Genomic DNA, 23,601 nt, shown 5'->3' with positions numbered 1-23,601 from the left:
GCAAACAATGACTACAAATTGGCAGAGAGAATACATCATGGAAACCTATGCTCTCCCTTTCTTACGAAAAGGACTGAACATTAAGTGCGGTCAAGATAGTGGAAAAATCATTGGATTTTGTAACGGCAAAATCAAAGTGAAATTAGATTCGGGTGGTCAAGCATTCTTCCATCCAACTTGGGAAATGATTTACCTCAAAGGCAACGAAGTGTTAGCAGATTTTACAACTAAAACAACAGGAGAAAACCATGGCTAAAAAAGCAACCCGAATTAAAACCGACACCTTTGCAGTGCGTTATCAAACGCGCGATGAAGTGGAAACGGCAATCAAGGAGATCGGCGATTTAAACCGTGAATTAGAGCGTTTGGCAATCGAACAAAACGACAAATTAGCGGCCATTACCGAAGAATACGCGCCACTCATGAACGAAGTGAAAGAAAAGCTCGCACCAAAACAAGATGCGGTGCAAGCATGGTGTGAAAGCCGACGTGATGAACTCACCCAAAATGGCAAAACAAAAACTGGTTCATTTAACACAGGTGAAGTGCAATGGCGTCAACGCCCACCGTCAGTTGTTATTCGCGGCACAGAGAGCGTGATTGAAAGTTTGCACACGTTAGGCCTGGTTCGTTTTGTTCGCACCAAGGAAGAAATCAACAAAGAGGCCATATTAAATGAGCCTGACTTAGCCGCAACGGTGGCGGGTGTAACAATTAAAACCGGCGTGGAAGATTTTGTGATCACCCCTTTTGAACAGGAGGCGAAATAATGCCGGCCTGGGCATTGAACCCGGTGTCCTATTTGATTATCGGGGTAATTCTAAGCCTAATCGTGGGCTTATTAGACCAGGAATAAAGCCTATTTAAACGCTCTTTAAACCCTAATTTAAGGGGCGTTCATAATAAGTTTTAACCAACCATAAAAGGAAACAAAAAATGGAAAACATCCACAAGTTTAACCGCTTCAAATATTACAGTGAAAAAGCGGCAGAAAGTGAACGCCAAGGCGACTTACAAGATGCCAAGGAACAATGGGCAATCGCAGAGCTAAATGCGAGCGGCCAAAAAAATAAAGAATGGTGCAAATGGCGTGGCGCATTTTGTGACCGAGTAATTAGAAAACCTTTCTAGGAGGAAATTATGGCGAAATATATAGCACGTTTTTACTGTTTAGTAGAAGCCGTTGTTGAAGCAGAAAGCAACGAACAAGTTTTAGATATGTGCGACCTAAATGTATGCGATGTAAATAAACTGCCGCACACCATTACAGAAATTGACGATGTGGTTGAAGTGGAGGAAGTATGACTGAGCAAGAAAAAATGCGGTTGGATGAAATATTGCAACAAGCAGCAATGCAGCTTATTAAAGCACAAACCTATCTTCGCACAGGGCAAAATCAACACGCAGCAGTTTATGTGGGGAATGTGCAGAATTTGTTGCCAGGGTTGAGAATGAGATTGGGGAAAGTATGAAAGTGCTAGACGAACATATCCTTGAGTATATCTGGGATGAAACATTAGACCGCATCGCACAACACACCTTGGTAACTTATATCGGTGGTAGCGTTGGCACGTATAGCGATGAGCGCGCAGAGGAAAGAGCAGAAGACTTTGCAATATTGAGTGTAAGCCAACTTATTGCAGGCTCCGGATTAAGCGAAAGTCAATTTAGACGGCGAGTTAAAAAGCTTATGGCACAAGGTGTTTTATTACAACGCATTGGGCCAAATAGCTTTGTGATTAACTCGGATGTGGTTAAAGACGCAGCGGTACACGCCGCACGATGTTGGCGCGCAATCGGTGTACCGTATGGTATGGACGACACCGGTAAAGCCTGTAAAACCTTACCTATTAACGCTCTACCGAGAAGCATTTTTGAGTTAAAGACAAATTGTTATCGGATTTTGAGATCTGAATATCCAAGTTACAAAGAAAAGGAGTAGAAAATGAGTGAAAACAATGGATGGATTAAGTGTTCGGATGGGTTTCCAGGGTTGAGAATGAGATTGGGGAGATAGGTGAAAATGAGAGAGTTTAATGTTGAAAATTTAGTTATTTCAAATGACTTTAGAATTAGACCATCTATGAAATCTATAAAAGAGTCTAATGAATATAGATTATTTAAACGGAAAAACGGGGAGCTAATTCTACAGAGAAAATTTATCGAAATAACGTCATTTTATGATGATGGTAGCAAGATGATGAAGCCAATTTGGAAAGATGTAGAAACCGTTAATGAGGAATAAAACCCATTTACAGCCCATTCAAATCTCCCCTACCCCCTCGAATAAGTTAGATGAAATGGGCTGAATAATGTGTTTTACAGGAGAAAAGAATGCGATTAACCAAAGAAAAGGCGATTCAGCTGATCCACATTGCCAAACAACAGTTACGCATGGATGAATTAAGTTATCGGATGTTGCTGAAAAATATTACTGGCAAAACCAGCAGCACTAAAATGACGATTAGTGAATTAGTAAAAGTATTAACGGAAATGGAAGCCAAAGGCTTTCGCACCACTGTAAAAAATGGCTACCGCTATAGCCCACGTACGAAAAAAGCCGTGGTAAAAAGCAACATTACCCATAAAATCCGTGCCATTTGGATTGAAATGGGCAAACAAGGCATGTTGCGCGACGGCTCAGAACGCGCATTAAATGCGTGGGTACGCGGTGTAGTGAACCCAATTTATCAAAAGCGTGGTCAGAATATTCAAATTTTGAACGTAGGTGCGCTGGATAATCAAATGGCGTCATTAGTGTTGGAAATGTTGAAACGTTGGCAAGCAAGGGGGAATGTATGAAATTATGCCGCTGTCCTGTATGCCACTCCGATATTCATTTAGACCAACTTTTAGAAGATGAAGCTGGGCGCGAAATTTTAGGGCTGCTCACCGAGTTAAAATATGGCGTAGCCCGTCCTTTGGTTTCATACATTGCACTATTTCGCCCGGATAAATCAGCGCTAAGCAACTCAAGAGCGGTTAAATTAATGCGCGAAGTGCTAGATTTATTCCCGCCTTCTCAATTATTAGCCCACTGTTTGAGTGAAACGGTCAATTCAGTGCAGAAAAAGCGCCGAGAAAGCCGAAATCTCGCCCCGCTTAACAATCACCGCTACTTAATGCAAGTGATGGAAACGAACCGACCACTCTTTTCCGGTACAGGCTCGGCAGCCGTAAACAACGCGGAACGCCAACAGGCAGAGCGCGCCAATCACGGCAATGATGATATTGAAAACACCATTTTATATATTGAGCGTTTTTATCAGCTAGGCCAACCGGTGGAACACTTGCCAGGCTATGATGTATGGAAAGAGTGGAAAGATAAACAGCAAAAATGAACTTTTTTCAACCGCCGAAAGGCGGTTTTTTTATTTATAAATCAAGTAATTATTTTCAAGCAAAGACTTGACTTGCAAAAATAATCCGCACAACGCATTGTAAAATCGCTATAATTTTGAACGATAGTGATCGTCCAACCAGTAGGGGTGGCTATGTTGAATGCAAGCAATGAACAAATTGAAACGTTTAATGAGAAAGCGCCTGAAATTTTGGCGGATTTAGCAAAACATACAGAAGTAAAAATTAAAGAAAAAATCGCTGATATTGAGCCAAAACTCGCCCAGCAAATCAGCATTGAAGTGGCAAACCATATCGCACAATGCTGGGGCGGTGAGGTGATTTATATCCCGCGCAACCTTGTTTTATTACTAAACGAGCGTGACCGTAAAATTTTTAACGAATTCAACGGCACAAATCACCGTGAACTTGCGCGAAAATACAATGTGTCAATGCAGTGGATTTATCAGATTGTGAAGAAAATCACAAAAGAAGAAATTGCAAGACGTCAGTTTGATATGTTTGGCAATGCGTAACCGCTAAAAGTGAGAAAAAACGTCCGAAAGGGCGTTTTTTATATGAATAAAATTAAATTAAAGGTATTATTAGTACATTGCTTTTGCCAATTTAAGGGATAAATAATGAAAAAAATACTCTCTATGCTTTTAACAGGTGCGCTTGCTTGTTTATTATCCTCTTGTTCAGAGGAACAAGACTCAAACGCTCCAACATCATCAGAAATATCAGATGTAAAACTAAATCTTTATAAACTACTTCCTAAAGACAGTGATAAAGCTGCGACTTGTGAAAGTAGAAAAATTGGAGAGCATTATTATCTAGCGTGCAATTACATTGCCATTGGGCAATCGCCATCATCGTTGTATGTTTTTTATTATGATAAAGTAAAAGATCCTGTTAAACGCTTCTATGCTCTCAATGGCAAAGCTATGAGCCTATACGATGAAGAATTGAAATATGTGTCAATGCTAGGCAATTATAAAGACACATTTGGGCTTCCGCTGCCTGAAAGTATTAATATGGGCGAAGTAATGAAAGAATTTGAATTTATGCGCAAATAACGTCTTTAAATCAATTTAAAATCAAAACAAACGAGCCTGTTTTAAACTCCTTTTTAGTCTTACAAAAGGAGTTTTTTTATGTCTTTATCCTTACCTATCACAAAAATTGTGATCCATTGCTCCGCTACTCGTAACGGCAAGCAACTCAGAACAGTTAATCAAACTGCCGCTCAACGTATTAATGACTGGCACTCACAACGCGGGTTTAAACGCGACCCAATTTTAGCCAAAAAATTCAACCCGCACCTGCCTAATATTGGCTATCACTTTGTAATTGACACCGACGGCACGGTTGAAACAGGCCGAATGGTTGGCGAAATTGGCGCGCACGTGAAAGGCCATAATCAACACTCACTAGGCATTTGTCTTGTTGGTGGTATTACCACAACTGGCAAAAACCATGGTGAATATACCGAAAAACAATGGCTTGCCTTGCACAAATTATTGCAAAAATTAGAGAGCGAGCACCCCAGCGCACGCATTTGTGGACATCGTGATTTGAGTCCGGACGTTAATGGTGACGGCACAATCACTCCGAATGAGTGGATTAAAGACTGTCCTTGTTTTGATGTTTGGACGTGGCTTGATTCCGAGCAAATTATCAACACAGAACACTTATATAAGGGGTAGTAAATGAGCGCACCAACCTATTCAGCAAAGTCTAAAAAATCATTTTCACGCGGCTGGAAATCAAGCAATAACGCGCAACGCAACCGAGTTGTAAATAAAGGCATGACCGCCGCCACCGTTTTTTATGCACGTTGGAGACCATGATGGAACGAGAAGTACGTGGCATCACACTGTTTTCAGTGTTATGGGAGATCATGATTTTTGGCGGCTTTATATCTGCCAATGAGCTTGCAATAAAGAACCTTGTTCAAGCCTATGAGTGGTTGTTTTACTTTTTTACAGCGATTTCGTTGTTGGCACTTTTATGTGGTACTTCTTCTCTATACCAATATACAAGAGCCAAGTTTTATTGGGAAATAGTAACCAATACGCTGCTGGGCTTAATGTTGGCCTATTACGGTTATTTTTTCTGCGCGAGCGTACTGACATTATGGGGGTATGTTTCAGCGCAAAAATGTTATTTCAAAAAGGAAAAAGAAAATGGGAATGAAAGAACTGATCACCAACAATGATGGACGATTATCAACGACTGCGTTCATCCAGTTTTTTGGTGCGCTATTAATGGCCGGTGTGCTGGTCTATACCGTATGGTTGGATCGTAGTTATGTGGGCGAGTTGTTTACGACATTTGCTATTTTTTGCGGCGGTGGCGCAGCAACGAAAGGCTTCGCCAATGCGATGCAAAACAGAAATAGCCAAGGGGGCAACAATGATTAATCTTTATATTGTTGGGGCGGCTTTCGCCGTTTTGGCTGGTGTGTTTATCCATGGTCGCGTGCAAGCGGCCAAAATTCGCAAGCAGCAAGAAGAGATCGAATTCGTAAAACGTGAAGCGGCCGCAGTCGCACAGGAGTTAGAAAATGCAAACACTGCAAAAAACATTACTGAAACTAACCGCACTTTGTCTAGCAAGTCTGTTGATGAGCAGCTGCAGTCAAAAGGTTATTTCCGTGAAGACTAGCGGATGTTCAGCATTCGGCCTGATTTATCCAAGCCGTAAAGACACCGAAGAAACTAAGCGGCAGGTGCTTAATCATAACTTGACTTATGAAAAAATATGCCAAAAGAAGGAAGTTAAATAATGCTAGAAACACTGGAGTTTATCCAACGCCATTGGGCAATCGTGGTTGCGATTGGCGGGGCTAAAAGTGAAAAGTAAATTGGAAGAAGCCACGCCTGAAGAGCTAATACAAGCATTACAACGCATAGTCGATTATCAAGAAAAACGCGCGGTAATGCGAGTGAAATGGTGTATTGACTGTGGAGGGAAAATTCCCGAAAAGCGTCGCTTTGTCGAAGATTGTAAGCGTTGTACCAAATGTCATGTGCGGTGGATTAAGAAAAAATATAAAAATGAAAGGGTCGAGGAAAAATGATGGATTTACTGGAATTTATCCAAAAACACTGGGGCTTAGTTGCCACGGTGATGGGGTCGGTATGGGCTGGCATGAAGTTATCTATGGACAGCAAATACCCAAAACGCAGTGAGATTGACGAAATCCGCAAGAATATTGATGAAGTGGAACAACGCTTAACCAAAGTGGAAGACACGCTCGAACACTTGCCGACAAAAGAAGATTTGGCCACATTGCGTATTTTAATGACCGAAATCAAGGGCGATACCAACACCACCAATGCACGCCTTTCCACGCTAAGCCATCAAGTCGCATTGCTCATTGAAGAGCGCGTTAAGGGGTAACGATGAGAGATATTTTTATTAAAGACCAACGTTTAGTAATTCTGCGCTCCCTTGTGGACGCTGGGTATGACGCCAATGAATCTATTCTTGACGATTGCTTGGCGTTGTATGGTCACAACATCAGCCGCGATTTAGTTCGTAATCATTTGAACTGGCTGGAAGAACAAGGCTTAGTGCAAATCGAACGCCTTAGTAACGGCTTTATGATTGCGAAAATTACGCAACGCGGCTTAGACGTGGCAAACGGCGAAGCTGTTGTGGAAGGTGTGAAAAAACCTTTACCCAAAGTTTAAACCGCATTTAAAGGAGGTTTAAATGACGGATAAAACCACACGCGGACGCGCCAGTAAGGTGGATTTATTACCACCTAATATCAAAACCCAACTCGCCATGATGTTGCGCGATAAGCAGTTCTCACAAGCACAAATTTTAGAAGAAATTAACGATTTAATTCGTGACTGTGGCTTGCCGGAGTCCGCACTATTAAGTAAAACAGGCTTAAACCGCTATGCCAACCGCATGGAACAAATGGCAAGCAAAATCCGCAATGCGCGTGAGGTGGCGGAGATTTGGACGAAACAATTCGGCGAAGCGCCAAGCAGTGACATCGGCAAACTGTTGATGGAGATTGTGAAGAATCTTGCTTTTGAGACCTCAATCGGTATGAGTGAAAGCGGACAAGCAGCAGATCCGAAATCTCTCGCGCTCTTAGCTAGTGCGGTGCAACGCTTAGAACAGGCGGAAAGCCTGAGTTTCAAACGTGAACAAGCGATTCGCCAAGAAACGATTAAACGTGCGGCAGAAGCAGTGGAAGAAGCAGGCAAACAACAAGGTGTGAGCCTTGAAGATGTGCAACAAATGGTAAAAGCAGTTTATGGCATCGAATAAAACCGTTCTCTATAACTATCAAAAAAACTGGCTAAATGATAAGAGCCGGTTCAAGGTGGCTATGTTTGCTCGTCAGACGGGGAAAACATTTACGACCACCTTTGAAATTGTGATGGATTGTTTGGAGGCTGAAGCCAAGGGTGAACGCACGCGCTGGGTGATCTTATCTCGCGGGGAACGTCAGGCAAAAGAAGCGATGAACGAGGGGGTAAAACGCCACCTTGAAGCATTAGGCATGGTTTGTGAAGTATTAGAAGTGCCGTTCAATTCAACAATCAACGCACTCGAAGTTGTTTTCCCAGGCGGCTCAAAAATTACCGCACTTCCAGCCAACCCAGATACAGCACGTGGTTTCTCAGCGAATGTATTCCTAGATGAGTTTGCTTTCCATGCGGATAGCCGAGAGATTTGGAAAGCGTTGTTCCCAGTTATTTCTGCCGGTTGGAAGTTGCGCGTGGTATCAACACCTAATGGCAAGGGTAATAAATTTTATGAATTGATGACTGACCTAGACAACACTGAATGGTCACGCCATACCGTTGATATTTATCAAGCGGTAGCGGACGGCTTACCACGTGATATTGACCAACTCCGTCGCGGTTTAAATGATGAAGACGCGTGGGCGCAAGAGTTCGAACTCAAGTGGTTAGACGAAGCAAGTGCATGGCTTTCTTACGACCTTATCGACGGCGTGGAACACCCCGACGCAGGCAAGCCTGAACTCTATCAAGGTGGCTCGTGTTTTGTGGGGATGGATATTGCCGCGCGTGGCGACTTAACCGTCATTTGGGTGTTGGAGTTGGTCGGCGATATTTATTGGACGCGTGAGCTAATTACACTCAAACGCGTGCCATTGCGCGAGCAGTTGGAAGAACTCAACCGAGTGATGAAACAATATCACGTTGTGGGCGGTAATCTCGACCAAACCGGAATGGGTGAAAAAATGGTGGAAGATGCGCAGTATGAACACGGTAAACGTATTCAAGGCACGCTCTTTAACGTATCCACCAAACTCAAAATGGCGACGATTGGTAAAACAGCCTTTGAAGACCGCAAAATTCGCATTCCGCAAGGCAATAGCGATTTGCGAGAAGATTTACACAAACTCAAAAAAATAACAGGAAGCAATGGCCAGCCACGCTTTACCGCAGAAAGCGACAGCAACGGTCACGCCGACCGAACATGGGCATGCTTTTTAGCTTTAACCGCCGCAACAGAGGCGGTTATGCAACCGGTCAAGGCATACAGCCGTAAACAACGAACAAGTCGTAAAATGACCCAAGGATATTAATTATGACAACAAAAAAACAAGATTTAATCGGCGTCATCGCTACCCGCGCGAAGGCTATCGACTTTTGGTCGTTTATGCACTATCTCCCAAACCCTGATCCTGTGTTGAAGAAAATGGGGCGCGACATTTCAGTCTATCGCGAAATTTTGTCAGATAGCCATGTGGGCGGTTGTGTTCGCCGCCGTAAAGCCGCTATTAAAGGTTTAGAGTGGCGCATTACCCCAACCGGGAATGAAAAAACAGATGAAATCCTGGCCTCTCTTTTTGACCGTTTACCGGTAAGTCAAATCATCAATCAAATTTTAGACGCCACCCTGTTCGGTTACCAGGTACTTGAGGTAATGTGGGCAAGTGAGAACGGATTATTACTCCCAACTGAAATAGTCGGAAAACCACAAGAGTGGTTTGTATTTGATGAAGAAAACCGTTTAATGCTGCGCACGAAAGAGAACCGCAATGGCGGCATTGTGCCGGAAAAGAAATTTTTACTCGCCACCCAACAAGCCGACTACATGAACCCATACGGTCGCGCCGACCTGGCGATGTGTTTTTGGGCGGCCACTTTTAAGAAAGGCGGGTTCAAGTTTTGGCTAGAGTTTGCTGAAAAATACGGCTCGCCGTGGTTGGTAGGTAAATACCCACGAAACGCTAACGCCCATGAAATTGATGAGTTGTTAGATAGCATGGAAAAAATGCTCGGCACAGCCGTGGCGGCTATCCCGGACGACAGCTCTATTGATATGCTTGAAAGTGGAAGTAAAGGCGGTTCATCACAAGTGTTTGATGATTTCTTGCGCTACTGTAAATCAGAAATTGCCATCGCGTTATTGGGGCAAAATCAAACCACAGAAGCCGAAGCAAATCGTGCAAGTGCAACGGCAGGCTTAGAAGTGACCCGCGATATTCGCGATGATGATGCCAGCATGGTTGAAGGCGTATTTAACCAATTATTAGCCTGGATTTGTGAGTTAAATTTCCACGTGGACACGCTGCCGACATTTGAGCTTTACGAACAGGAAAGCATTGATAAATTACAAGCCGAGCGTGACGGATTATTGGCGGGATTAGGCGTCCAGTTCACCGAGCAATACATCATGCGAACCTATGGGTTTGAAGAAGGCGATATTGTAGTTTCCGCACCTGAAAAAAGTGCGGCCAAAAATACGGCCGATTTCGCCGAGGCGATTCCTAAAACTATCGTGGAAACCATTGGGGAGCAGCTAGAAGTAGAAGGTGAACCCTTTGTGGAAGAATGGCTGCAAACCATCCAGGATAAGCTATCACAAGCAGAAAGCCTGGAAGATTTTCGCAACCAATTAGACAGTTTGATCCCTGAGTTGAGCTTTGCAGAATATGGCAAGGTGATGGCGTGGGCATCAACAACAGCACACTTTGCTGGCCGTCAATCCGTTGAAGATGAGCGTAAATAAAATGAGTAAATTCACTTTTGAAGAGCAGGTCAAATATTTTGAGAAGAAACTCAATTTGCCTACTAATAGCTATTTAGACGTGCTGGGTGAAGAACACGACTACTTTTTTATGGTGGCCGGCGCAAACCGTAATGAAGTGTTGACCGCATTTCGCGAAGCAGTAGACGATGCCATTGCAAATGGTGAAACCTTAGAGGGATTTCGCAAGCGTTTTGATGAAATCGTGGCAAATACCGGCTGGCAATATAACGGCGGGCGAAACTGGCGCACACGGATTATTTACGACACCAACGTTTATGGCGCATATAACCGTGGGCGCTTGGCACAGCATTTGGATTTGGTCGATGTATTGCCTTATTGGGAATATCACCACCATGATAATGAATATCCACGCGAGGAGCATATCGCGTTAGACGGCACAATTCTACCGGCCACAGATCCGTTTTGGCGCTATTACTACCCAATCAAAGCGTACGGTTGCCACTGCACTGTATCAGCGCATGATGAAGACGATTTAGCCGAAATGGGTAAAACCGTCAGCCAATCACCTGAAATCGAATGGGAAGAAAAACTGGTGGGCGTGCGTTCCGGTAATCCTCGCACGGTGCGTGTGCCAAAAGGTTATGATGTGGGTTTTGCGCCGTATAACTTTGAACGCCTCACCCAATCCCGCGATGTGGACGTGGACAAGCTGTTATTGCAAAAAATGACAAACGCGGAGCCGCATTTAGCGAGCCTGTTAATTGATGACGTATTGAAGAACCCAAAAGCCATGGTGTTATTAAACGGCGCGATGAAAGAAATGGTTGATACAGTCAGCCAGCAAAAAGTCGCACGTGGCAATATGAAGTATGTGGGGGCAATTCCTGAACCGGTATTAACTAAACTCGACTATTTAGAAAAAGCCCCGCAGAGTGCGGTAATCGCCGTGCGTGATGAAGATGTGCTGCATGCATTACGCGATACCAAACAAGCAAAAGGCATCAGCTTGCCGGTAGAATTTTGGGAACAGTTACCGGAAAAACTGCGCCACCCGAAAGCGATTTTATTGGACAGCCAACAAAAACAACCGACCCTGTTATTCGTCTATGAAACCGAACAAGGCAAAGTGGCAGTTAAAATGGACTATGAAATTAAGCTAAAAGACGCGTTGAGCGGCAAGAAACTACCACACAAATTAAACATGGTTAGAACAGCAAGTCGGCTAGAAGATTTAAGTGCGTTAGGACGTTTTGAAGTGCTATATGGAGAGTTGTAATTATTGCGGTGGCTCGCCTGATTCGAACAGGATAATGCGGGCTTTCGCCAAGCAACCTTTCCAGTAGGAAACCCCCACCGCAATTTCACTATACGCCCAGGCATTATTTTTATCAAGAGAAAATTATGTTAAAGATTACCATTAACGATAATCAAGCCATTCGGAAATTGACAAGCATTGCAAATCAATTAGAAAAGCCACGTCAGTTGTATGGTTTGCTGGGCGAAACATTGAAAAAAATTCATGATGCCCGCTTTAAAGCAGAGATTGATCCAAAAGGTAATCGCTGGCAAGCTTTATCGCCCCGCACGAAAGCGTTAAAAATGAAACGCGGTAAAAGCACAAAGATTTTACGCCAAGATGGTTACCTATCAGACCGAACCGCATATAATTACGACAACGACCATGTTGAGTTTGGTAGTGACGCGAAATATGCGCGCCTACATCAATTCGGTGGAAACGCCGGGCGTGGTCGTAAAGTTAAAATTCCAGCGCGCCCATGGTTAGGTATCAACGAAAGTGACGGGCAAAAACTTCTGAAGAAATCCACCGCACTTTTACAACGACAAATTGACAAAAATTTAAAGTAAAAGCAAAAAATTAAAATAACGCCACAAATTCGCGCCACAGAGCTTTTATTTAAAATTAATGCAATTTATCGACTAAAAAAATTTAAATCGATTTGAAGCGATTTGAACGCCATTTAAAGCGTTTTAAATTTAAAGATAAAGTGCATTTTAATCCCGCGTCAAAAATCCCTCTTTTATTCTTTCAACCACTTTAAAATTCAAGTCCGCATTTTTTCTCTATGCTAGCGGTATTCAAACGAGGATACCCTATGCAATTAATTGAGATTTTCAAAGCGGGCAAACGCACCGATGCAAATGGCTTAGAAGTGGAAATTACCACGGAAGATTTGCAACAAGCGGTTAACGCCTACAACGTAAACTTTCATGAGTCCCCAGCGGTGATTGGTCACCCTAAACACAATGCACCCGCGTATGGTTGGGTAAAACGCCTTGAATTAGACGGCGATGTATTAAAAGCCGAATTCGACCAGGTAGATCCTGAATTTGCCGAAATGGTAGATAAAGGGCGATTCAAAAAAGTCTCATCATCATTTTATTTAGCTGACAGCCCAAACAACCCTTGCCCTGGCAATTTATATTTGCGCCATGTTGGATTTTTAGGCGCGATGCCGCCAGCCGTAAAAGGCCTACGCAACCCGGAATTTGCTGAAGACGAGCAAGGCGTGGTTGATTTTTCTGATTGGGCAGAAGCCAGCCTTTGGCGTCGCTTGCGCGATTGGTTTATTGGCACGCACGGCCAGGAAGAGGCCGATAAAGCCATCCCGGACTATCTCGTGTTAAGCGTGCAAGAAGAGTCTATCCGAAACGAATATAGACGTATCAATCAAGCGGAAGTCGGCTCGCCTATTCCTAGTTTTAACGAACCCACTTTAGAACAACCTTCAGAACCACAAGGAGAACCTGAAATGACCCCTGAAGAAATTGAACAGCTCAAGGCAGAAAACCAACAGTTGAAAGCCGAAAAAGCTGAAGCAGCACTTAACCAAGCCAAAGCTGACAATGCCGACTTTGCCGAGGGTTTAGTAAAAGCGGGCAAATTAGCCCCGGTGGCAAAACAACAGGCCATTGATTTATTAAATCTCGGTTCAACAACTGCAGCTGGCGGTGTGGTTGAATTCGGTGAAGGTGAAAGCCTACACGGAAAAATCAAGGCGTTTTTAGAAGCACAGCCCGCTATCGTTGAATTTAACGAGGTGGCTACTAAAGAAAATGCCACAACCGCAGAAGACGGCACGGTGGAATACGCCGAAGGCACAAGCGCTGAGTCCATTGATATGGACAAAAAAGTCCGCGCTTATATGAAAGAACACAATGTGGGCTACACAACCGCATTTAACGCAATCACTCAATAAGGAGCAAATGCATGACTGATTTATCAAAACAACGCGTGGTTGACCCGGTATTAACCGAACTTGCGCAAGGTTATTACAACGGCAACATGATTTCCGAAGTGTTGTTCCCTATCGCAGAAGCTAAAAAAGAAGGTGGCAAAATCCCTACATTCGGTCGCTTAGCGTTCCGTTTACAAACCACAAAACGTGAGCTTCGTGCAGCATCAAATCGCTTAACGCCGGAAGACATTGGCTCATTGACCGTTGTTTTAGAAGAAAACGACATCGAATACCCAATCGACATTCGCGAAGTGAATGAAACCGAAGATGTTTATCCATTACGCCAATTTGCGACAGGTGTGACACAAGATGTCATCGTGCTTGGTCGTGAAAAAGCTTGTGCGGACTTAGCTTTAAACGAAGCTAATTACGAAACCACAAACAAAGTGACCTTAAGCGGCACGTCTCAATTTACCGACCCTAATTCAGACCCTATTGGTGTGATTAAAACCGGTATTCGTGCAATTAAACGTTCGACCGGTCGTAAACCGAACGTGTGCGCAATTTCTGGTGATGTATGGGAAGTATTAAGCGAACACCCGAAAGTGTTGGAAAAAATCAAATACGTGGCAACTGCCGTATTAACGCCGGAAGACTTTGCAAAATTAATCAAAGTAGATCGTGTTGTGGTTGGTGAAGCCGTGTACGAAGAAAGCGGTGAGTTGAAAGATATTTGGTCGAAAGCCATTGTGTTGGCTTATGTTGCGCCGCCATCAAAAGAGCAAAAACAAAACATCTACGAACCATCATTTGGTTATACCGTACGCCGCAAAAAAGGCTTATATGTAGATACTTACCCAGAAGTGGGTGGCAAAGTTGAAATCGTTCGCACGACCGATATCAATAAACCATACATCGTGGGTAAATCTGCGGGTTACTTAATCAAAGGTTGTATTTAACCCCCAATTTGAACCGCATTTAAACGCGATTTAAGTGCGGTTTAATTTCAACTTATTTTAAGGGTGAATTATGTCAGATAAACAAAAAACGGCATTTTTAGTCGCCGCGGCGATGGCAATCTTACACAACGGCAAGCGATATGAGCAAAACGATGTTATTGAGCTGACCGAAGAAGAAGCCGACAAGCTCGCGATTTACATTAAGCCGGCTGAAACTAACAGCGAGCAACGCAAGCAAGCTGAGCAGACCGCAAGCGATGATACCGCAGCTGAACAGGTTGAAAGTGATGCGGAAGAAGCAACCGCTGAAACGTCTGCGGAAGAGCCAGGCGAAGAAGCGGGCGAAACCACAAAATCAAGCAAAGGTAAAGATAAGTAATGTATATCACGGCACAAGATTTAGAAGATGTAATGAGTGAAAGTACGCTAATCGCCCTATCGAATGATACATCACGCGCGACTACCGCAAATCAGATGACATTGGATAAGGCTTGCGAATACGCCACGGAAACCGTGGACGGCTATTTGCGCTCGCGTTACGTCTTGCCATTAAATCAAGTGCCGACCTTGGTGCGCAATATTTGTTTACAAATTGCACGGCATTGGTTGTATTCCCGCCGCCCTGACGGTAAAGGATTTCCGGACAATGTTCGCGAAACCTACGCACAAGCCTTGAAAGACCTGGAACGGATTCAATCCGGCAAGCTGCATCTCGGTCTAACGGAAATCGGGAGTGCGGCCGATGATAACTACCCAACCGCGCTGAAATTCAACGCACGCGCGCCACAGAAGCTCGATTTGACAGGATATTAATATGAGTGCAACGCTTCCGATTTTAGAAAGCATACAGCAACGGATAGCCGATAAAACGGACAAGTTCAGCATTGAGTTATTTCCTGACGATTTGGAACACTACAATCTCACAGACGAATTCGGTGCTGTTTTGGTGCAATATGCCGGGTCGAAGTTTGAAAGCATCGACAGCGTGGATGTTATCCAACAACGCCGAGTGGTTATGGTTGCGCTTACTGTAATTGCTCGAAGTCAGCATGACGACCACGGGGCAATCGAAATGTTAGACCAGCTACGCTTGGCAATAGTTGGATTTAGACCAACTAACTGCACAGCTTGTAGTTTAGTGAGTGAAGAGTTTGGCGGCGAGTCAGACGGTCTTTGGCAGTATCAGCTTTTGGTGCAGACTGAAACATGGCAAGTAGAGCTTTGCGAACCAAGCGATTTACCTAAATTTACCGCCGCACGCTATCGCCGTGCGGATAAACATAATCCCAAACAACCATAGGAGAAAATTATGGCATTCCATCACGGGACGAAAACAATTCGCGTAGCAGGTGGCTCTGTTGCGGTGGAAACTGTCGACGGTGCAATTATTGGTATCGTTGGTACAGCACCTGTCGGCGCGGTGAATGAATTGACAGTCTGTCAAACGACCAAAGATTTTTCAAAATTTGGCGTCATCGTAGGCAAGGGCTTCACCCTTCCTGATGTGTTTGATGTTTTATCTCGCTATTCGGCGGGGAAAGTGTATGTGGTCAATGTTTTAGACCCAGCAAAACACAAAACAACTGTTACCGATGAGGCATTAAAGCAAGACGATAACACCTTGCGCGCTAAAACCTCGCATCCTGGTCTTTTAAATTTAACCTTAAGCACAGATCGCCCTTTGACACTCGGACAAGACTATGCGGTAGATTTGCAAACAGGTGAAATTACGTTAAAAGCAAAACACGAAACCTTAAAAGCGACTTATGAATACGCCGACCCAACAAAAGTGACGGAAGACGACATCAAAGGCGGTATTGATTCCGCAACAGGTAAACGCAAAGGATTTGAGTTATTACGCGACGGCTTTAACTTATACGGCGCTGACGCGAAGATTTTAATCTGCCCTGAGTTTGATAAAACAGCAAGCTGTGCGGCGGCTTTAACAACGCTCGCAGAACAGTTGAAAGCGGTGGCTTATGTGCAATTACCAAAAGGCACAAGCCTTTCTGATGCAATCAAAGGCCGTGGCCCATTGGGTACAATCAACGCATCTGCAAGCACTGAGCGCGCGCGCCACTTCTTCCCTTATGCTATTGGCTCAAGCAATACGTTAGAAAGCCTTGCGGTGCATGCGGCTGGCTTGCGAATGAAAACCGACACCGAAAACGGATACTGGTTCTCTACATCAAACCGCCCATTGCAAGGGGTGATTGGTATGGAAATTCCACTAACTGCGCGTGTTGATGATGAACAATCAGAGACCAACCAGTTAAATGCGGTGGGTATTACAACTATTTTCAATAGCTTCGGTACAGGTTTCAGATTATGGGGTAACCGCTCATCAAATTATCCGACCGTAACGCATATCATCAACTTTGAAACCGCGCTTCGCACCGGTGACTTAATTGATGAAAGCATCCGCCGCACAGAGTTGCAATTTATTGACCGTCCAATCGACGATGCATTAATTGACAGCTTGCTTGAAACGGTAGATACCTATTTGCGTGCGCTTCCGAGTATTGTGGGCTACAGCGTAAGTCTTGATTATGACACTGATTTAGTTGATGAATTCAGCAAAGGTCACGTGCCGTTAGTTTATGACTACACCCCTAAACTTCCAGCGGAATTGATTTCTAACAAGTCCGTCATGACCCGTAAATACTTAGTGAATTTGGTTTCACAACGCTAAGGAGTAAAAACCGATGAGTATTTCTATCAATCAAATCGTCAACGGCAACGTGTATATTAACGGCAATAGTCAAATGGGACGTGCGAACGAAGTAAAAATCCCTGACGTTGAGTTTGAAAAGGTTTCCCATAAAGGCCTTGGGCTTCACGGTGAAATTAAACTTCCGGCTGGTACGAACGCTATCGAGGCTGAAATTACCTGGGATAGCTTTTATCCGGAAGTTCGCGCGTTGTTGTTGAACCCTTATAAAAATTCACAGCTAATGATCCGCTCAAACCTCCAGGTGTTTGACTCACGCGGGTTGGCAGCTGAAGAGCCGATGGTGACCATTATGAATGTGTCAGCCAGCAAAATTGGTGGTACGGCGCAGAAAAATAAAGAGAATTCAGAGTTTGGTGATACGGTAGATGTTTATTCAATCAAACAGACCGTGGCCGGCAAAGAGATCTTATTTATTGATGTGCTTGCAAATATCTACCGTGTAAACGGCCAAGATGTGTTGCAAAAATACCGCACCAATATCGGTCAATAAAGGGGTGAAAACCTTTAAATCTATTTAAAATCATTCAACCGGTCAAAGTTGTATTCTCCTTTGTGAAGTTAAACAAATCGACTCACAAAGGAGTTTTTTTATGTCTGAAACCATTCTTAAATTAGAGTTCCCTTTCCTTGACGGGCAAGGAAACACCATCACCGAGTTAAAAATTCGCCGTCCTAAAGTGCGTGATATCCGCAAAATGACAGGTAAAACCGAAACCGAAATGGCGGTGAGTTTGCTTGCAATCGTCACAGGCTTAGTGCCTGAAGATATTGACGAGCTTGATATTGCAGACTTCCAAGCAGCATCAAAAATTGTTGAGAAAATGCAAAAGGGAAAGTAAACGCGGAAAGCCTCAATGCAGCCCTGGCAGACTTGGCCTTTTGGTTTGGATTCCAGCCAAGCGAGCTGGAAGAAATGACGCTTGATGATGTTGAACGTTGGATTATTCAAGCGGAGCGGCAGATTAAAGCAAGGTACACAAAAGCCGCTATTTAAGCGGCTTTTTGTTTAGTGTTTAAGTAGGGTTTGAAGCGTGGCGAATAAGCCAAAAAGCGAGATGATAATTACTCTACACGAAAACATTACCAGGAATCCGGCCAATGTCCACGGTAGTGCAAACAAAAAAGCAGATACGCAAACGGAAACCCATGAGAGCGAGTTACTTTCTGAATAAAAAACTAAAAAATGATAAAGGCTGCCGAGATAGCTTAAAACAAGGGCGAGCAATAAAACAGCCTGTGTGTTTTCTACCCATTTTTCTCTTGTCATTTCTTCCTCCTTATTAATTAAACGGGACTATAAAACATGTCAAACAATCTAGCAATAGGATTAGTCATTACAGCCGGCGTGACAGGTGCGGTTAAGGGCATCCGTTCTGTTTGCAATAGTTTTAAAATATTGCAAGACCAAAGCCTTAGTACGTCTAAAAAGATGGGCGCGCTGGCTAAAACAGGAGTGGCTGGGTTTGCAGCGCTAGCTTCATCCGTTACAGCTACTATGGGGACTATTCGCGGGTTGGCAGACCCCGCAATTAAGTTTGAAAGCGCGATGGCCGATGTTAAAAAGGTCGTAAACTTTGACACGCCAGCTCAATTTAAAGAGATGGGCGACGATATTCTTAAACTAACCCGCACAATCCCTATGGCTGGGGAAGAAATTGCCGCTATTGTTGCAGCTGGCGGTCAATCTGGCGTGGCGCGGGAAAATCTACTCGGATATGCTAAGGACGCGGCCACAATGGGGGTGGCGTTTGATATGGCGGCTGGTGATGCTGGTGAAGCGATGGCGACTATGGCTAACGTGCTAGGTAAACCAATTACAGAGATGGCTCAATTCGGGGATGTGATTAACCACCTATCAGATAATGCCAACGCGAAAGCGAAAGATATTGTAAATGTCATTACTCGGGTGGGTTCTGATACACGAATGCTTGGGCTTTCCGAAAAGCAATCCGCTGCGCTAGGATCTACCTTCCTTTCAATGGGTAAAGCACCTGAGCTTGCCGCGCAAGCAGTGAAAGGTATGTCGTCATCATTTTTACAACTTAAAGCTGGTGAGCATGCGAAAGAGTTAAAGCAGCTAGGATTTACGACAAAAAGCTTCGCCGCTGCGATGAATAAAGATGCGCAAGGTGCGATTTCTTCTTTCATTGAAAAAGTGAAACAGATGCCAAAAGATAAACAGTATCCGCTTCTCGCCAAGATATTTGGTAAACAATATGCCGACGATGTATTGTTACTCGCGCAAAACACCGGGGAATACAACCGCCAGTTAGGGTTATTACAAGAAACCGATGAGCAAGGGAATTTAAAATATATCGGATCAATGCAGCGCGAGTTTGAAAACCGCAGTAACACCACGGAAAACAAGCTCACCAAGCTAAAAAGCAGCATTTTGGAATTGGCCACCAAAATTGGATCAGCATTTTTGCTGGTGATTTCTTCATTTGTGGAAAATATCACACCAGTCATTTATAGCATCACAAAATGGGTGGAAACCAACCCACAAATTATGGAATGGGTATTAACGATTGGCGGTGGTGTTGCAGCGGTTGTGGGCGGCTTATTAACGCTTCACTCTGCATTTTCTTTTGTGGCGGCCGGGTTATTGCCGTTTATTAAGGCGGGAAAATTCCTGGGGGGATTATTAGGGAACGTTTTATTTTCCGCAATCAGCAAACTGTCACTTGGGATTGGCTATTTAATGGGCTACGTGATAAAAGGCGCAATGATGTTTGGAAAAGCGATCTTGATGATGAGCCGTGCATTGCTTACCAATCCAATCGGGCTAATCATTACGGGGATTGCGGTTGCAGCGTATTTGATTTATGAGAATTGGGCTAAAGTTGGGCCATGGTTCTCTGAATTATGGGGCAAGGTTTCCGGGGTGTTTTCTAACGCCTGGAGCGGTATCACAAATTTCTGCTCAACCGCCTGGACAAATATCAGCAATTTCTTCACATCCGGCATCGGAAATATCACATCGGCCATTCTAAGCTGGTCGCCTTTGGCTTTATTCCAACAGGTCTTTTCTTCAGTACTTTCCTGGTTTGGCATTGATGTGCCATCGAAATTTATGGATTTTGGCCGAAATATGATAGACGGACTAGTGAACGGTATTAAAAACGCCTGGGAAGAAGCGAAAAAGATTGTTTCTGATTTAGGTGACGGCATTAAGGGGTGGTTTGCTGATAAGCTGGGTATTCATTCGCCAAGCCGGGTTTTTAAAGGTTATGGCGTGAATGTTGTGGAGGGGCTAGCGATTGGGATGGATAAATCAACATCCATCGCAGAAGCGGCGTCAGATAACCTTGCGGGGGCTGTGGGGTTAAATGGTGTGACCCATAACACAGGCGTTCTTGCCAATTATCAGCCACTCAATCGTGCGGACGTCATGCCACAAGCCGCTAGGGCTGACAATAGTGTGGTGGTGAATTTTAACCCGACAATCAATGTCAATGGCGGTTCAAATGGTGACGGAAACGGCGTTTTAAACCAGGTTCAACAAGGCTTAAAGATGAGTTTAAGTGAGTTCGAAATAATGTTGAAGCGCGTGTTAGACCAACAACAACGGAGAGCATATTAATGTACTTTATGTTAGGAAGCGTGGCATTTGAGCCTGTTGATTTAACTGACTTCAACGAAACCCATGCAGCAGATTTCGCAGAGCATGCGGTCTTAAAAGGAAAACCCCGCTTGCAAGCTATGGGCGAGAAGCTCACAGAGCTTAATTTTGCTATTCGCTTACATCATACGCTTGGCGGTGTTGAGCGCCGCTACCAGGAATTGTTAGGGGCAAAATCAAAACAAGATGCGCTGCCATTGATTATTGGCCGCGGTAAGTATAAGGGCAATTTTGTGATCACCGATATATCATCGGTCACCTTGTTTACAGATAAGTTCGGGAACGCCCTATGCCGCGAGATGAATATTAGCTTGCGGGAATTTGTAGGCGATATTGAAGATAACCCTTTAGGCGCAGCATTAAATATTGGTGGAGGCTCTTTACTTGGGTCTATGCTGCCGCCAGCATTTATGGCTGGTTTTAACGGAGTAAAAGGGATGCTCGAAAAAGGCATTGCGGTTTATAAAAAATCTATGGTTGTGGTAAATGACGTCAGAGAAACCGTGCAGACAGTTAGACAGCTAGCCAATGATCCTCTGGCTGCTATATCTTACTTGCCTGGGGTATTAGGTAATCTAGATGCGGCTTTAGGTGGATTTGGGGAAGTGTCAGGTCTAAGTAAAGCATTTGAAGGTGTTCGATTTGGATTGTCTGCGCTCGGGGATATGAGTGAAGAAGTACAGGGTTTTGCCAATGACGTGTCGGCTATGATGAACGAAATTAAAACCATGAGAAATGAGTTCAGCGAAATGAATGAAGGTTCAGATTGGAGCGTTTTTGGCACAAAAGCAGATAGCCATTTTGATGTTTATGATGATCTCAGTGTTCAAGCTGACGAACGGGCGGCTAGAATGACCGCCTGGATAGTATTGCGAAAAGATGAGGACGTAATTGATGACCCAACAAACCGTACTTAAACATACCGTAAAACAAGGCGAGCGTTGGGACAACCTTGCCTATTACTATTATGGCAATGCTTTGGACTTTGAACGCATTATTAATGCCAATCCGCATATAGGATTATGCGAAGTGCTGCCAACAGGGGCAACGGTTTATATTCCGGTGCTAAATATTAAGCCTACAAATAATGAATCAATGCCGCCATGGTTGAGAGGTAATAATGAATAGTAACGTGCCAACCCCTGACTTTTCCATTTTATACGAAAAAACCAATATTACCGCTGACATTGAACCCCACTTAATTGAGCTGGCGTACACCGATAATCTTGAGGGCGAGTCAGACGAGCTGACGCTAACGTTTGAGGATATTAGCGGAAAATGGGTGCGGCAGTGGTATCCAACGCAAGGGGATAAATTAAAGGCGGCTATTGGTTACAAAGGGGCGCTGCTGGCCGATATTGGGGCGTTTGAAATTGACGAGGTGGAATATAACTACCGGCCTTCATATATTCAAATCAAGGCGTTGAGTACAGGTGTTGGAAAGGCAAATCGCACGTTAAAGCCTAAAGCCTATGAAAACACAACACTCAAGCAAATAGTGAGCATTATTGCAGAAAAATTAAAGTTAAAAGTAGTCGGGACAATTAAGCCCATTCCAGTTAAGCGCGTAACGCAATATCAAGAGCGTGATGTGGAGTTTTTGGCAAGATTGGCAAGAGAATATCATCACAGCTTTAAGATAGTGGGTGATCAGCTTGTGTTCACGGATAAAGACGAGCTAGGCAAAGAAGAAGTCGTGGCGGCGCTTGAAGAGCGAGATACAATATCGATTACCTTGCGCGATAGAATCAAGGATACGGCCAAGGAAGTTGATGTGAGTGGATATGATGCTACAGGGAAAAAGGTCATCAAGAAGCGTAAAAAAGCAAAGCCGTTGCGCGAAAAGATGAAACAAGCCAAGGCGGCAAGCGGGGACACGTTGAAGATTGTTACCCGTGGGGAAACCCAGGAGCAGATTGATGCACGAGCCGATGCGGCGCTGGCAGAGCAAAATGAAGACCAAACGGCGGGAAATATCATTCTGGTCGGCAATCCTAAGCTCGTGGCCGGCAGCACAATATTACTGCGCAACCTCGGCATTTTTAGTGGGAAATATTTAATAAAATCATCCCGGCATAGTATTACCCGGGGTGGCGGCTATACCACAAGTATTGATGTGCGAATGCTAGAGTTTATCCCGGATGATTTGCTTAGCACAGGCGCACTAACGGAAAATAAAGCGGGGGAATAAATGAAAACGCATGACTTTGGTGCAACTTATCAAGAAGGCATTGTCTCAGCGGTTGATACCGCGAACCATAAAGTGCGGTGCAAAATTCCCGCGCTTGAAGATTTAGAAACAGCCTGGTTGTCTTATTTAACGCCTAATGCTGGCGGCAATCAGTTTTATTGTCTGCCTGATGAGGGCGAATTGGTGGCATTGTTACTTGATGCGCGCGGGGAAGGTGGCTGTGTGCTGGGAGCAATTTACAACGAGAAAGACACCACGCCGGCGAATGATAACAACATGTGGGTGAAAAAGTTTACAAACGGGACGGTGATTTCGCACAATCGTAAAAGTGGCGAGATTAATATCAACACAAGCGGTAGCGTTACCGTAACCGCTGGCGGGGGTGTAAAAATCAATGCTGATACGTCAATTAGCGGAAAACTAGCCGTGTCAGGAAAAATTACGTCCGGCACTGAAGTATCTGCGCCAAAAGTTAAACAAGGCACTATTGAGCTTGGCTCTCACAAACATCCAGGCGACTCCGGCGGTAAAACAGGCCTTCCGGAATAGCCCACTTCTTT

At 44.2% G+C, this 23,601-nt stretch carries 39 protein-coding genes; 38 read left to right on the top strand and 1 reads right to left on the bottom strand.

Features of this window, described 5'->3' with window-relative positions:
• Positions 1 to 7 precede the first annotated feature (7 nt).
• The 33 genes from EL215_RS04510 to EL215_RS04360 all read left to right on the top strand — a co-directional run bounded on the left by EL215_RS04510 (position 8) and on the right by EL215_RS04360 (position 18,222).
• A complete protein-coding gene (locus EL215_RS04510; RefSeq protein WP_126470468.1) occupies positions 8 to 256 on the top strand; it encodes a hypothetical protein in 249 nt (82 codons plus the stop codon).
• The gene (locus EL215_RS04505; RefSeq protein ID WP_126470466.1) at positions 249 to 770 is read left to right on the top strand and encodes a host-nuclease inhibitor Gam family protein; all 522 of its coding nucleotides are present in this window, start codon (positions 249 to 251) and stop codon (positions 768 to 770) included. The genes EL215_RS04510 and EL215_RS04505 overlap by 8 nt, the downstream gene beginning before the upstream one ends.
• Before the next feature lie 166 nt (positions 771 to 936).
• A complete protein-coding gene (locus EL215_RS04500; RefSeq protein WP_126470464.1) occupies positions 937 to 1,131 on the top strand; it encodes an ANR family transcriptional regulator in 195 nt (64 codons plus the stop codon).
• A gap of 9 nt (positions 1,132 to 1,140) precedes the next feature.
• A complete protein-coding gene (locus EL215_RS10265) occupies positions 1,141 to 1,305 on the top strand; it encodes a hypothetical protein (RefSeq protein WP_162836983.1) in 165 nt (54 codons plus the stop codon).
• The gene (locus EL215_RS10260) at positions 1,302 to 1,472 is read left to right on the top strand and encodes a hypothetical protein (RefSeq protein ID WP_164757053.1); all 171 of its coding nucleotides are present in this window, start codon (positions 1,302 to 1,304) and stop codon (positions 1,470 to 1,472) included. The genes EL215_RS10265 and EL215_RS10260 overlap by 4 nt, the downstream gene beginning before the upstream one ends.
• Positions 1,469 to 1,942 carry a hypothetical protein gene (locus EL215_RS04495; protein WP_126470462.1) on the top strand — a complete coding sequence of 158 codons (474 nt, stop codon included), beginning with the start codon at positions 1,469 to 1,471 and terminating at the stop codon, positions 1,940 to 1,942. Before EL215_RS10260 ends, EL215_RS04495 begins: the two co-directional genes overlap by 4 nt.
• Before the next feature lie 81 nt (positions 1,943 to 2,023).
• Positions 2,024 to 2,245, top strand: a complete 222-nt coding sequence (locus EL215_RS04490) for a hypothetical protein (protein WP_126470461.1) — start codon at positions 2,024 to 2,026, stop codon at positions 2,243 to 2,245.
• Between the two features lie 89 nt (positions 2,246 to 2,334).
• A complete protein-coding gene (locus tag EL215_RS04485; protein ID WP_126470459.1) occupies positions 2,335 to 2,802 on the top strand; it encodes a gp16 family protein in 468 nt (155 codons plus the stop codon).
• The gene (locus EL215_RS04480) at positions 2,799 to 3,341 is read left to right on the top strand and encodes an HI_1489 N-terminal domain-containing protein (RefSeq protein ID WP_126470457.1); all 543 of its coding nucleotides are present in this window, start codon (positions 2,799 to 2,801) and stop codon (positions 3,339 to 3,341) included. The genes EL215_RS04485 and EL215_RS04480 overlap by 4 nt, the downstream gene beginning before the upstream one ends.
• 153 nt (positions 3,342 to 3,494) lie before the next feature.
• Positions 3,495 to 3,875, top strand: a complete 381-nt coding sequence (locus EL215_RS04475; RefSeq protein ID WP_126470455.1) for a Mor transcription activator family protein — start codon at positions 3,495 to 3,497, stop codon at positions 3,873 to 3,875.
• A gap of 105 nt (positions 3,876 to 3,980) precedes the next feature.
• Complete coding sequence (locus EL215_RS04470) at positions 3,981 to 4,418, top strand: hypothetical protein (protein ID WP_126470453.1); 438 nt, start codon at positions 3,981 to 3,983, stop codon at positions 4,416 to 4,418.
• Between the two features lie 78 nt (positions 4,419 to 4,496).
• Complete coding sequence (locus tag EL215_RS04465; RefSeq protein ID WP_126470451.1) at positions 4,497 to 5,048, top strand: N-acetylmuramoyl-L-alanine amidase; 552 nt, start codon at positions 4,497 to 4,499, stop codon at positions 5,046 to 5,048.
• 3 nt (positions 5,049 to 5,051) lie between these two features.
• Entirely contained in the window at positions 5,052 to 5,192 is a 141-nt protein-coding gene (locus EL215_RS10255) for a hypothetical protein (RefSeq protein ID WP_164757052.1), read from the top strand.
• Positions 5,189 to 5,560, top strand: a complete 372-nt coding sequence (locus tag EL215_RS04460; RefSeq protein WP_232013320.1) for a hypothetical protein — start codon at positions 5,189 to 5,191, stop codon at positions 5,558 to 5,560. Before EL215_RS10255 ends, EL215_RS04460 begins: the two co-directional genes overlap by 4 nt.
• Complete coding sequence (locus EL215_RS04455) at positions 5,529 to 5,765, top strand: DUF2644 domain-containing protein (protein ID WP_126470449.1); 237 nt, start codon at positions 5,529 to 5,531, stop codon at positions 5,763 to 5,765. Before EL215_RS04460 ends, EL215_RS04455 begins: the two co-directional genes overlap by 32 nt.
• On the top strand, positions 5,758 to 6,009 hold the full coding sequence (locus EL215_RS04450) for a DUF2681 domain-containing protein (RefSeq protein WP_053085468.1): 252 nt from the start codon (positions 5,758 to 5,760) through the stop codon (positions 6,007 to 6,009). The genes EL215_RS04455 and EL215_RS04450 overlap by 8 nt, the downstream gene beginning before the upstream one ends.
• 187 nt (positions 6,010 to 6,196) lie before the next feature.
• Positions 6,197 to 6,424 (top strand): TraR/DksA C4-type zinc finger protein, encoded by a 228-nt coding sequence (locus EL215_RS04440; protein ID WP_126470446.1) that lies wholly within the window; start codon positions 6,197 to 6,199, stop codon positions 6,422 to 6,424.
• Positions 6,421 to 6,747, top strand: coding sequence for a DUF2730 family protein (locus tag EL215_RS04435; protein WP_126470444.1), 327 nt, complete (start codon positions 6,421 to 6,423; stop codon positions 6,745 to 6,747). The genes EL215_RS04440 and EL215_RS04435 overlap by 4 nt, the downstream gene beginning before the upstream one ends.
• A gap of 2 nt (positions 6,748 to 6,749) precedes the next feature.
• Entirely contained in the window at positions 6,750 to 7,040 is a 291-nt protein-coding gene (locus EL215_RS04430; RefSeq protein ID WP_102703877.1) for a VpaChn25_0724 family phage protein, read from the top strand.
• A gap of 22 nt (positions 7,041 to 7,062) precedes the next feature.
• A complete protein-coding gene (locus EL215_RS04425) occupies positions 7,063 to 7,635 on the top strand; it encodes a DUF3486 family protein (RefSeq protein ID WP_126470442.1) in 573 nt (190 codons plus the stop codon).
• A gap of 61 nt (positions 7,636 to 7,696) precedes the next feature.
• A complete protein-coding gene (locus tag EL215_RS04420) occupies positions 7,697 to 8,926 on the top strand; it encodes a terminase large subunit domain-containing protein (protein WP_232013319.1) in 1,230 nt (409 codons plus the stop codon).
• Positions 8,927 to 8,928: 2 nt separating this feature from the next.
• The gene (locus EL215_RS04415) at positions 8,929 to 10,356 is read left to right on the top strand and encodes a DUF935 domain-containing protein (RefSeq protein WP_126470438.1); all 1,428 of its coding nucleotides are present in this window, start codon (positions 8,929 to 8,931) and stop codon (positions 10,354 to 10,356) included.
• Position 10,357: 1 nt separating this feature from the next.
• A complete protein-coding gene (locus EL215_RS04410) occupies positions 10,358 to 11,614 on the top strand; it encodes a phage head morphogenesis protein (RefSeq protein WP_126470436.1) in 1,257 nt (418 codons plus the stop codon).
• Between the two features lie 125 nt (positions 11,615 to 11,739).
• Positions 11,740 to 12,204, top strand: coding sequence for a phage virion morphogenesis protein (locus EL215_RS04405; protein WP_126470434.1), 465 nt, complete (start codon positions 11,740 to 11,742; stop codon positions 12,202 to 12,204).
• Between the two features lie 248 nt (positions 12,205 to 12,452).
• Complete coding sequence (locus EL215_RS04400) at positions 12,453 to 13,556, top strand: peptidase (protein WP_126470432.1); 1,104 nt, start codon at positions 12,453 to 12,455, stop codon at positions 13,554 to 13,556.
• 11 nt (positions 13,557 to 13,567) lie between these two features.
• Positions 13,568 to 14,494 carry a hypothetical protein gene (locus EL215_RS04395; RefSeq protein WP_126470430.1) on the top strand — a complete coding sequence of 309 codons (927 nt, stop codon included), beginning with the start codon at positions 13,568 to 13,570 and terminating at the stop codon, positions 14,492 to 14,494.
• Positions 14,495 to 14,564: 70 nt separating this feature from the next.
• The gene (locus EL215_RS04390) at positions 14,565 to 14,873 is read left to right on the top strand and encodes a DUF7210 family protein (protein WP_126470428.1); all 309 of its coding nucleotides are present in this window, start codon (positions 14,565 to 14,567) and stop codon (positions 14,871 to 14,873) included.
• Entirely contained in the window at positions 14,873 to 15,307 is a 435-nt protein-coding gene (locus EL215_RS04385) for a gp436 family protein (protein ID WP_126470426.1), read from the top strand. Before EL215_RS04390 ends, EL215_RS04385 begins: the two co-directional genes overlap by 1 nt.
• Before the next feature lies 1 nt (position 15,308).
• A complete protein-coding gene (locus EL215_RS04380) occupies positions 15,309 to 15,794 on the top strand; it encodes a Gp37 family protein (protein WP_126470424.1) in 486 nt (161 codons plus the stop codon).
• Positions 15,795 to 15,803: 9 nt separating this feature from the next.
• Positions 15,804 to 17,186 (top strand): phage tail sheath family protein, encoded by a 1,383-nt coding sequence (locus tag EL215_RS04375; protein WP_126470422.1) that lies wholly within the window; start codon positions 15,804 to 15,806, stop codon positions 17,184 to 17,186.
• 13 nt (positions 17,187 to 17,199) lie between these two features.
• Positions 17,200 to 17,718 carry a phage major tail tube protein gene (locus tag EL215_RS04370; protein ID WP_111327864.1) on the top strand — a complete coding sequence of 173 codons (519 nt, stop codon included), beginning with the start codon at positions 17,200 to 17,202 and terminating at the stop codon, positions 17,716 to 17,718.
• Positions 17,719 to 17,818: 100 nt separating this feature from the next.
• Complete coding sequence (locus EL215_RS04365) at positions 17,819 to 18,067, top strand: phage tail assembly protein (protein ID WP_126470419.1); 249 nt, start codon at positions 17,819 to 17,821, stop codon at positions 18,065 to 18,067.
• Between the two features lie 32 nt (positions 18,068 to 18,099).
• Positions 18,100 to 18,222, top strand: coding sequence for a GpE family phage tail protein (locus tag EL215_RS04360; protein ID WP_126470417.1), 123 nt, complete (start codon positions 18,100 to 18,102; stop codon positions 18,220 to 18,222).
• A 12-nt stretch (positions 18,223 to 18,234) separates the two neighbouring features.
• On the opposite strand, the gene EL215_RS04355 is transcribed toward EL215_RS04360, so the two are convergent.
• Positions 18,235 to 18,495 (bottom strand): hypothetical protein, encoded by a 261-nt coding sequence (locus tag EL215_RS04355; RefSeq protein WP_126470415.1) that lies wholly within the window; start codon positions 18,493 to 18,495, stop codon positions 18,235 to 18,237.
• Between the two features lie 36 nt (positions 18,496 to 18,531).
• Here EL215_RS04355 and EL215_RS04350 point away from each other — a divergent pair, with 36 nt between their 5' ends.
• The 5 genes from EL215_RS04350 to EL215_RS04330 are packed head-to-tail and all read left to right on the top strand — an operon-like array spanning position 18,532 to position 23,590.
• Positions 18,532 to 20,811 carry a phage tail tape measure protein gene (locus EL215_RS04350; RefSeq protein WP_126470413.1) on the top strand — a complete coding sequence of 760 codons (2,280 nt, stop codon included), beginning with the start codon at positions 18,532 to 18,534 and terminating at the stop codon, positions 20,809 to 20,811.
• On the top strand, positions 20,811 to 21,767 hold the full coding sequence (locus EL215_RS04345) for a phage tail protein (RefSeq protein WP_126470411.1): 957 nt from the start codon (positions 20,811 to 20,813) through the stop codon (positions 21,765 to 21,767). The genes EL215_RS04350 and EL215_RS04345 overlap by 1 nt, the downstream gene beginning before the upstream one ends.
• Complete coding sequence (locus EL215_RS04340) at positions 21,745 to 21,978, top strand: tail protein X (protein ID WP_048750473.1); 234 nt, start codon at positions 21,745 to 21,747, stop codon at positions 21,976 to 21,978. Before EL215_RS04345 ends, EL215_RS04340 begins: the two co-directional genes overlap by 23 nt.
• Positions 21,971 to 23,041, top strand: a complete 1,071-nt coding sequence (locus tag EL215_RS04335) for a phage late control D family protein (protein ID WP_126470409.1) — start codon at positions 21,971 to 21,973, stop codon at positions 23,039 to 23,041. Before EL215_RS04340 ends, EL215_RS04335 begins: the two co-directional genes overlap by 8 nt.
• Complete coding sequence (locus EL215_RS04330; RefSeq protein ID WP_126470407.1) at positions 23,042 to 23,590, top strand: phage baseplate assembly protein V; 549 nt, start codon at positions 23,042 to 23,044, stop codon at positions 23,588 to 23,590. It begins immediately after the preceding gene.
• The last annotated feature ends 11 nt before the right edge of the window (positions 23,591 to 23,601 follow it).

Source organism: Haemophilus parainfluenzae, from assembly GCF_900638025.1.
Lineage (GTDB): Bacteria > Pseudomonadota > Gammaproteobacteria > Enterobacterales > Pasteurellaceae > Haemophilus_D > Haemophilus_D parainfluenzae_J.
This window is presented reverse-complemented; position numbering and strand designations above follow the sequence as displayed.